The sequence below is a fragment of the Rhodococcus sp. CX genome (genome assembly GCF_015865005.1).
In the GTDB taxonomy this organism is placed as follows: domain Bacteria; phylum Actinomycetota; class Actinomycetes; order Mycobacteriales; family Mycobacteriaceae; genus Rhodococcus.
Genome location: NZ_JADZGH010000169.1, coordinates 7,341 through 17,437 on the forward strand (window position 1 = coordinate 7,341; position 10,097 = coordinate 17,437).

Here is a 10,097-nt window from a genome sequence, read left to right on the forward strand (position 1 = left end):
GACGTCGAGGTCGTCGGCGACCGGTCCGCGTCCGAATGCCAGGAGATGGCCGGCGGCGGGACCCGCCGCGACCAGTGGCACGTACGCGCCGCCGACGAAACTCGACGGCCGCGCCCGGCGCAGGTGCAGCGCCTCGCGCACGACCCGGAACTTCGGCGGCGCCGCCTCGGGGTGGGCGAGCAGTCGGCGGCGGACGTCGAAGTCCACCGGGCGCCGGTTGTCGGGATCGACGAGCGAGTCGTCCCACAGTTCGGTGCCCTGGTACACGTCGGGAATCCCCGGTCCGAGCAGTTGCAGCAACTTCTGGCCGAGCGACACCGCCGCGACGTGCCGGGAGACCGAGCCGACGAACGAGGTCATCGCGTCGTGTACCGGACCGTCGATCACGGCGTCGATCCAGCCCGCGACCGCGGCCTCGAACCCGTCGTCGACCTGCGTCCACGTCGTTCGTGTCCCGTTCTCCCGCAGTGCCTTTCGCGCGTACTCGTGGACCCGTCCGCGTAGCTCGGTGGTGACCACCCCGTCCTCGGGCCACACTCCGAACAGGGTCTGCCACAGGAAGGATCCGAAGGCGGGGTCGGGACTCGGTGCGAGACCGTCCCACTCGGCCAGGTGAGCGGCCCACTGTGTTGCGACCTGGGAGAGCACCGAGATGCGGGCGCGGACGTCCTCGCTGCGTTTGGTGTCGTGTGTCGACAGGGCGGTCATCGCCTGCGGCCACCGCCGTGCCCGCTCCTGCCACGCCAGATGGAACTGCGAGACCGGCATCGCGAACCCTCCCGGCTGCCCCCCGACCTCCTGCAACGAGATCAGCCGGGAGGCACGGTAGAACAGTCGGTCCTCCACCGCCTTCGCGGTCGCGGCGCCGCACACCTGGCCGAACCGGGCCACCGCTTCCCCTCCGGTGGACAACGCCCGGACGAGCAGTTGCAGCGCTGCCTCGAGTTCGGGGCGAGCACCCGCGACCTCGCCGACGATCCGCGGCAGCATGCCGGCGAGCGGCGCATAATCCGCCCGATACACCGGCAGCGCCGCCGCGACCGCGACCACCGCCTCACGCAGCGCATCCGAGTCGACACCGGCCGTGCCTCCGTCGCACCGCACCGCACGCACGAGCCGGCGAACCTCCGGTGCCAGTCCCTCGGTCAGGACGGCGCGTTTCGACTGCACCTCCTGCTCGTGGAACCATGCCGCGTCCTCGGCCGTGCCGGTACACCTGCGGGAGAGTTCGGTCAGAGCCGATTCGCCTCGCGGATCGACGAATACGGCTGCGAGCTCGTTCAATGCGTCGTACCCGGTAGTGCCGTCCACCGGCAGCGTCGGATCGAGCGGTTCGTCGGCGCCGAGGATCTTCTCGATCACCAGCCAGCGGTCCGGCCCGAGCAGCGTCCGCAACCGGACGAGATATCCGGTCGGGTCCGCGAGACCGTCCGGGTGGTCGACCCGGATTCCGTCGACAAGTCCGTCCGCCACCCACTCGGCGACCTGTACGTGCGCATCGTCGAACACGGCGGGATCCTCGACGCGCACCGCCGCGAGATCGTCGATCGTGAAGAACCGCCGATAGCCGACGAGTCCCGAGTCCCACGGCACCAACCGGTACGCCTGCCGCTCGTGTACTTCGGCGGCGGTTCCGGTGTCGGTGCCGGGTGCGACGGGAAACCGCTTGTCGTAGTAGGCGAGCATGGGTTCCGGCCCGGTGCGATCCACCGTCAGGTCGTCGGGGCCGTCGCCGGAGCCCAGTGCGGGCAGCGCGATCTTCCCGTCGGCACCATCGGATTCCCGGTCGACGTCGAAGTGCCGGGCGTACCGGGACTGCTGCCCGTGCTGGAGCAGATCCCACCACCAGCGGTTCTGGCGGGCGTCGGCGACGCCGACGTGGTTGGGCACGATGTCGATCACCAGGCCCATGCCGCGGGAGCGGGCGCGAGCGGCGAGTGCTTCGAGCCCGGCTAGGCCGCCGAGCGCATCGGAGACCGTGGCCGGGTCGGTGACGTCGTAGCCGTGGGTCGATCCGACCGTCGCGGTGAGTACGGGGGACAGGTAGAGGTGGCTGATCCCGAGTTCGGCGAGGTAGTCGACGAGCGCTGCGGCGTCGTCGAATCGCAGCCCGTCGCCCCGCAATTGCAGGCGGTAGGTTGCCTGGACCGCGGGCACCTCGGATGGCTCCATGTGCAGTCACCTTAGACGGAATTCCGGCGGTTGACTCGTTCAGTGCTTTCTGTCGGACCCCTTCGCTACGATTCGAACATGCTTTCGATTGGGGTGCGAGGGGGCGAGGTCGGGGCGCGGCTTGCCGCGCTCGACGCCGCGGTCGACGGCCTGCTCGAGGACGACCTCACCGGCTTGTCGAACGACGATCTGGTCGAGTTCTTCCAGCGCTTCGAAACCGTCCTGCGCAAGGCCGCAGCCGTCGGCCATCGAATGATTGTCGAGACCGTCGAACGACGGGTCCCGGAGGACCTCGGGTGCCGGTCGGTCAACGACTTCCTGGTCGGCACGCTGCGGATCTCCGGCGCCGACGCGGCCCGGCGGGTCAGGGGCGCGAAGAAGGTCGGCACCTGGCATTCCCTCGACGGCGAGGACATGGAACCGGAACTGCCCGCCACCGCCGCGGCACAGCGGGCTGGGGCGATCGGACCGGATCATGTCGCCGCGGTCGCGAAGGTGATGCGGAAGGTGCCGCACGGGGTCGGGTTCGACGAGATCACCGTCGCTGAGCAGATCCTCGCGGACGCGGCCTGCTCGGTCACGCCCGAGGAAGTCGCCAAGATCGGGGCGCATCTGCTCGCGTATCTGAATCCGGACGGGGACGTTCCGGACGAGAAGGAACGCAAGCGGCGCCGTGGTCTGCGGATCGGCAAGCAGGGCGTCGATCTCATGACCCCGATCTCCGGGCTGATCGACCCCGAAACCCGGGCGCTGCTCGAACCGGTGCTGGCGAAACTCGCCCGGCCTGGCATGAACAATCCGGACGACCCCGAATCACCTTCCGGTGATGTCGAATCCGAGACCCTGGACCGCGATGCGCTCGCGAAGGCCGCGGCCCGCGACACCCGCACCGCGGTGCAACGCAACCACGACGCGTTGAAAGTCGCCCTGCGGCAGTTGTTGTCGTCGGGTGTGCTGGGCAGCCACCGAGGATTGCCGGTGACCGCGATCCTGACCATGACCGTCAGGCAACTCGAGGACGCGACCGGCATCGTGACCACCGCCTCCGGCGGGCTGGTGCCGATCCGCGACGCGCTGCGCATGGCCGAGACCGCGCATCCGGTGCTGGCGATTTTCGATCACCACGGCCGGCCGTTGCATCTCGGCCGCGCCAAGCGCCTGGCGTCGGCCGATCAGCGGCTGGCGTTGATCGCCGCGTCCGGTGGCTGCACCCGCCCGGGCTGCGATGCACCGGCGACACTCACGGCGGTGCATCACATCACCGAATGGCGGGACGGTGGAGCCACCGACATCGGCAATGAGGACCTGGCCTGCGATGCGTGTCATGCGTTGGTGCACGACGGGCCCGGCGGCTGGGAAACACGCGTCGCGTCGGCAGATTCGGAGTATCCGGGACGGACCGAATGGATCCCGCCACCGCACATCGACCCGGAGCAGAGACCTCGGGTCAATCACCGTCATCATCTCGGTGATCTGTTGTCGGCGGCGTTGGCGCACTACCGTGCCCGCCGCGAAGACGAGCTGCGGGAACACCGGCGCCGGTGGCTGCGGGAACCGGGCGGGGACGGCGCAGGTGACGAGGGCTCCCCGTAGCGGTCACCGGCGTGCCGAACTCTTCTTTCTCTAGGGCATTGTCCAGTAAGGCTTCTCCCTCCGCGTGCCGGTCGGCGACGCGCGGAGGGGAGGGCATTTCAGGATTACCTAACTGAAGGTAGGCTCAGCTAACTGTCGACTCGGGTGGGCGTGTGACCCGAGCCGAACTTGCCGTGTCCGCTCGACCTCGGAGGAGCCTCCGAGGGCGCTGTCCTGGGAGTTTCATTCATGATGTCGACTGCCGTCGTTCGCGCCATCCCCGTCACCGGTGCTCAAGCCGGTGTGTGGTTCGGACAGCAGGCGGTCGAGGAACCCGCGGTCTACGTCGTCTCGCACGCCTGGGAACTCCGCGGCACCCTCGACTCGACGGCACTCGTCGACGCCGTTTCTGCGACCCTCGGTGAGGCCGACGGCCTCTCGGCTCGTTTCGGTGAAGAGGACGGACGGGTCGTCCAGTGGATCGGCGCCCACGACGTCACCGCGGTCCCCATCGAGGACCTCAGCGCTCTGCCCGATCCGGAAGCAGCGGCCCGGGAGCGTCTTGCCGATCGGCAGGCGATAGACCCGGCAACCGATCCCTGCGTCGCGGCCCGGATCCTCCTGCTCGCCGACGATCACGCGATCGTGGTGCTCACCGCGCACCACATCGTCCTCGACGCATTCGGTCTCGGTCTTCTCGGTCGCCGCGCCGCCGAGCGATACTCGGCCGCCGTGCGCGGCGAGGCCGCCCCCGACTCGTGGTTCGGGAAGGTCGACGCGGTCGTCGCGGAGTACGAGCAGTACGAGGCGTCGGAGAAATTCGAACAGGACCGCGCCTTTTGGACGCAGACCCTGTCCGGCGCCCCCGACGCCGTGACCCTGTCCACCGGCAACGCCGCGGCCGGATTCGCGGCGCGCGTGCGCTCCCACGCCCACGTGCTCGACCCCGAGTCGACCACCGCGCTGTCCGCGCTCGGCCGCACCGCCCGCGGAACGTGGGGCGACGCACTGGCCGCGCTCACCGCGGCGTTCGTCGCCGGCTGGACCGGGAACGGCGAGGTCGTCCTCGAGTTCCCCCTGATGAACCGCTTCGGCTCCGCCGCGATGACGGTCCCGACGATGGCGGTCAACGTCGTGCCGCTGCGTATTCCGGTCGCCGCCGACGCCACCGCGGAGTCCGTGACCGCCGCCGCGATCGCCGCGATCCGTGCAGCCGGTGCCCACGGGCGGTACCGCGGAGAGCGGATCGCCCGTGACGTTCGTACCGAATCCGGTGCCGCCGTGTCCGGACCGTGGCTCAACATCAAACCGTTCGGTGACGAGCTGCGCTTCCACGGCCTCGACGCCCAGGTGCATTCGCTCGCGCGCGGACCGGTGCGCGATCTGTCCCTGACCGTGCGCCAGACCGCCGCCGGCGCCGTCGAGCTGCAGTTCGACGCCGACGCCGACCGTTACAGCGAAAGGGACCTGGAACTCGTCGCACTGCGACTGGCCCGTTTCGTCGAGGCGGCGCTCGCTGCCGACGGCACGCCCGTCGCGCGCACCGCGATGCTGCTGGACACCGACTTGGCAACGGTCGCCGAACTCGGCGCCGGAGCCGTCCGCGAACTCGAACCTGCCACCCTCGACGACCTGCTCGTCCGGCAGGCACGCCGCACGCCCGACGCCCCTGCCGTGCGGTTCGAGGACCGCACGCTGACCTACCGCGAATTCGATGCGGCTGTCGACCGATTCGCGAATCGCCTGCGCGAACACGGCGTCCGGGTGGGGGATCGGGTCGCGGTGCTCCTCGCCCGCTCCGAGCGGCTGCCGCTGGTGTTGTGCGCAATCCTGCGCAGCGGCGCCGCGTACGTCCCCGTCGACACCGCCTACCCGGCGGACCGGATCGCCTACATCCTCGGCGACGCCGAACCCGCCGCGGTCGTCACCGACGCCACCGCCGCCGACCGAGCCGATCTCCTCGCGGACCTGACCGTGCCCGTCATCGCCGCGGACACCGCGGCCGACACCACCGCGGAGACCCGCACCGACGCGGCGCACGCCGACCGGCCGCTCACCGTCCGCGACGCCGCCTACCTGATCTACACGTCCGGGTCCACCGGCCGGCCCAAGGGCGTCGTCGTCACCCACGAGGCGATCGTGAACCGCCTGGTGTGGATGCAGGACACCTACCCGCTCACCGCCGACGACCGGATCCTGCAGAAGACCCCCTCGAGCTTCGACGTGTCGGTGTGGGAGTTCTTCTGGCCGTTGATCACCGGCGCCACCCTCGTGATGGCCCGGCCCGACGGCCACCGCGACCCCCAGTACCTCACCGACGTGATCGCCGCGGAGCGGATCACCACGCTGCACTTCGTGCCGTCCATGCTGGCCGCGTTCGTCGAATCCGCGCCGTCCCCGGACCGCCTCGCGACCGTCCGCCGCATCTTCTGCTCGGGTGAGGCGCTGCCGGCAGCGACCGCCCACGCGGCAGCCGAACTCGTCGGCGACCGGGTGCACAACCTCTACGGCCCCACTGAGGCCGCGGTCGACGTCACGTACCACGCCTACGGACCCGCCGACGACGACCGCGCGTCCGTGCCGATCGGGTTGCCGGTGGCCAATACGTCGGTGGTGGTGTTGGACGGGTGGTTGCGTCCGGTGCCGGTCGGGGTGGTGGGTGAGTTGTATCTCGGTGGGGTGCAGCTGGCGCGGGGCTATCACGCGCGGGCGAGCCTGACGGCGTCGCGGTTCGTCGCCGATCCGTTCACCCCCGGTGGGCGGTTGTATCGGACGGGGGATCTGGTGCGGTGGTTGCCGTCGGGTGGTTTGGAGTATGTGGGGCGGTCGGATTTTCAGGTGAAGATCCGCGGTCAGCGCATCGAGGTGGACGAGATCCGGGCGGTGTTCGAGTCGTTGCCGCAGGTGGGGTCCGCGGCGGTGGTGGTGCGGCAGCGGCCGGGTCGGTCGCAGTCGTATCTGGCGGCGTATGTGACGTTGCTGGTGGAGGCGTCGGCGGAGGAGTTGCGGGCGGCGGCCGGTGAGGTGTTGCCGGAGTACATGGTGCCGTCGACGGTGACGGTGCTCGAGTCGTTGCCGGTGACGGTGAACGGGAAGTTGGATCGGGCGGCGTTGCCGGAGCCGGAGGTGGCCTCGGCCGGTGCCGGCCGGGCGCCGGTGTCGGAGGCCGAGCGGGTGTTGTGCTCGGTGTTCGTGGACGTGCTCGGTGTGGAGGGGGTGGGTGTCGACGACGACTTCTTCCATCTCGGCGGCGACTCCATCATGTCCCTGCAGGTCGTCTCGCGCGCCCGGCGCGCCGGAATCGCGGTCACCGCAAGGGATCTGTTCACCCATCGCACCGTCGCGGCCCTGGCCGCGTCGGCCCGCACGCTCGACGATGCCCCCGCGATCTCGGACGACGGAACCGGACTCGTGCCGCTGACGCCGCTCGCGACCGCGACGATCCGCGACGGCCACTACGAGAACTACTGCCAGGCCACCGTCGTGCACACGCCGGTCGGAGCCGATCGCGGCGCCCTCGCCGCGGCTCTCGCGGACGTGATCGCGCACCACGACATCCTGCGTGCGCGCCTCGTCGACACCGACGGTGACGGCACGCCCGACGCACTCGACGTGCCCCGCGAGACGACAATCGATCTCGACGCCCTGGTGCGCGAGGTCGCAACCGGCACCGATCGGAACGCGCAGGTGCACACCGAACTCGCCTCCGCGGCAGCGCGTCTCGATCCTGCGGCCGGTGTGATGGTGCAGGCGGTGTTCCTGGCTCCTGCCGCTGCGGACGAGCGCGGCGCACTGCTGATCGCCGCACACCATCTCGTCGTCGACGGCGTGTCCTGGCGCGTCCTGCTCGAAGATCTGGCCGCACGCTGGAACCGCGAGGAACTCGACCCGGTGCCGACGTCCGTCCGCACCTGGAACACCGCGCTGGCCGAGCGGGCGCGCACCGGCGACACCGAGGCCCGTGCCCGGTCCTTCGCCGCCCGGATCGGGGACTTCGAGCCGCCGATCGGAAGCCGCGACTTCGATCCGGCACTCGACACCCACGCGTCCACCGCGGACGTCACCGTCGAACTGGACGTCGCGACCACCCGGTCGCTGCTGTCGACCCTGCCGCGGGTGTACGCCGGCAGCGTCGACGACGGACTCTACGCGGCACTGGCCACCGCCGTCGTGAACTGGCACCGCGGCCGCGGCACTGTGACCGACAGTGTCCTCGTCGCCCGCGAAACGCACGGCCGCGCAGACGAACTCGTCTCCGGCGCCGACCTGTCCCGCACGGTCGGCTGGTTCACCGCGATGTACCCCGTCCGGCTCGATCTCACCGGAATCGCAACCGGTACAGACGAATTCGACGACGATGCAATCGTGCGAACCGTCAAGGAACAGTTGCGTGCCGCCGCAGCCGACGGGATCGATCACGGCCTCGCCCGGTACCTCGACCCGGTCGGGGAGGACGTGCTCGCTCGCTGCGCTCGCCCGCAGATCGGATTCAACTACCTGGGCCGGTTCGTCGCCCACACCGGGGAGGCCCGGGACTGGTCGGCACTGCCGGGATTCGCAGGGCTCCTCGGGCACACCCGCCCGGAGATGCCCGCCGCGACCGCCGTGGACATCAACGCCGTCACCGTCGACGGTCCGGACGGTCCCCGGTTGCAGACCCGCCTGACCTACGCCACCGGCATTCTCACCGAGGACCAGGCCCGCTCTCTGGGTACAGCCTGGTTGGAGGCTGCCACCGCGCTCGCCGGGCACGCCGAAACCGTGCCGACCGTCCGGCACACGCCGGGCGACTTCCTCGACACCGGCGTCTCGCAGGCCGACGTGTGCGCGTGGGAGCAGCGATTCGGCGAACTCGCCGACGTGCTGCCCATGACCGGTCTGCAGCAGGGCCTGATCTTCGAATCACAGCTGCACGCCGACTCGGACGCCGTCGACGTCTACGTCGGGCAGGTCGCCTTCGAATTCACCGGACCGCTCGACCGCGACCGGCTGCACCGCGCCGCACAGGCACTGCTCGACGCGCATCCGAACCTGCGGTCCGCGTTCGTGACCGACGAGGGCGGCACGTACCGCAGTGTCGTGCCCACGTTCGTCCCGATGCCCTGGCAGGTGATCGATGTGACGGCCGACGCGGATCCGGACGCCGCTGCCGACCGGGTCGCCGACGCCGAACGCGACGCCCGGTTCGACCCCGCCGTGCCGCCGCTGCTGCGGTGCGCGCTCGTCGTCCTCGCCCCGGAACGGCATCGCCTGGTGGTGACCGAACACCACGCCGTGATCGACGGCTGGTCGACTCCGCTGCTCGTGGCCGAACTGCTCGAGAACTACCGCGGCGGAACCTCGTCCACGACCGGTGCAGACCGGGACGGCTACCGCAACTTCCTGACCTGGCTGGCCGAGCAGGAGCCGGAGGCGACCCGCGCCGCGTGGCAGCAGGTGCTCGCCCCCGTCGAGGGCCCGACGCTCGTCGCGCCGGCCGAGCGCGTCTCGGTCGCCGAGTTCCCGCAGGCGGTGCCCGTCACCCTCGACGCCGAGACCAGCGCCGGTGTCGTCGCCGCGGCCCGCGCGTGCGGTGTCACCGTCGCGACGGTCGCGCAGGTCGCGTGGGCGATGGCGCTCGCGCAGCAGACCGGGCAGACCACCGTCGTCTTCGGCGCCACCGTCTCCGGTCGCCCGTCCCAGGTCGACGGCGTCGAATCCGCTATCGGCCTGTTCATCAACACGATTCCGGTCGTCGTCGAACTCGACCCGTCCGATCGGCTCGAAGACGCCCTGGTCCGGGTGCAGGAGCAGCAGGTGTCGGTGCTCGACCACCATCACGTGTCGCTCACCGAACTGCACAGCATCGCCGGGCAGCAGCGCCTGTTCGACACGCTGGTGGTGTTCGAGTCGTACCCCATGGACGAGTCTGCGCTCACCGCGATGCTCGACGACGACGCGCTCGGCCTCGCCGGCCTGAGCGGGCGCGACTCCACGCAGTACCCGATGACCCTCGAGGTCACCCCGGGCGACGAGATCGCGGTCGAGGTCGCCTACCTGCCCACGCTCGTCGACGAATCCGTCGCGGCCCGGGCGGCCGAGGCCGTGCGCGCCGTGCTGGCGCAGTGTGCGGTGGATGTGGGTGTGCGGGTTGGTGGGGTGTCGGTGTTGTCGTCGGTGGAGGCGGCGGCGTCGGTGGTGTCGGATGTGTCGGCGGTGGGGTCGTTGCCGTTGGGTCCGGGTGTGGGGTGTTCGTCGGTGTTGCCGGTGTTGTTCGCCGAGGCGGTGGCCGCGTTCGGTGATGCGGTGGCGGTCTCCTCGGATGACGGGGTGTCGGTGTCGTTCGCTCGGTTGGGGGAGCGGGTGTTCGGGGC

General features: G+C 70.5%; 3 protein-coding genes. 2 read left to right on the plus strand and 1 reads right to left on the minus strand.

Annotation, left to right across the window (positions count from 1 at the left end; all coding sequences use genetic code 11):
* Positions 1 to 2,172: malto-oligosyltrehalose synthase (treY, locus tag I0Q12_RS17985; RefSeq protein ID WP_231610937.1), on the minus strand; the 2,172-nt coding region annotated here is incomplete at its 3' end.
* Positions 2,173 to 2,250: 78 nt separating this feature from the next.
* Between treY and I0Q12_RS17990 the strand changes: the two genes are divergently transcribed.
* Positions 2,251 to 3,765: an HNH endonuclease signature motif containing protein gene (locus I0Q12_RS17990; protein WP_197253205.1), complete on the plus strand. Its 1,515-nt coding sequence runs from the start codon at positions 2,251 to 2,253 to the stop codon at positions 3,763 to 3,765.
* Between the two features lie 228 nt (positions 3,766 to 3,993).
* The coding region (locus I0Q12_RS17995; RefSeq protein ID WP_197253207.1) for a non-ribosomal peptide synthetase at positions 3,994 to 10,097 on the plus strand (6,104 nt) is incomplete at its 3' end.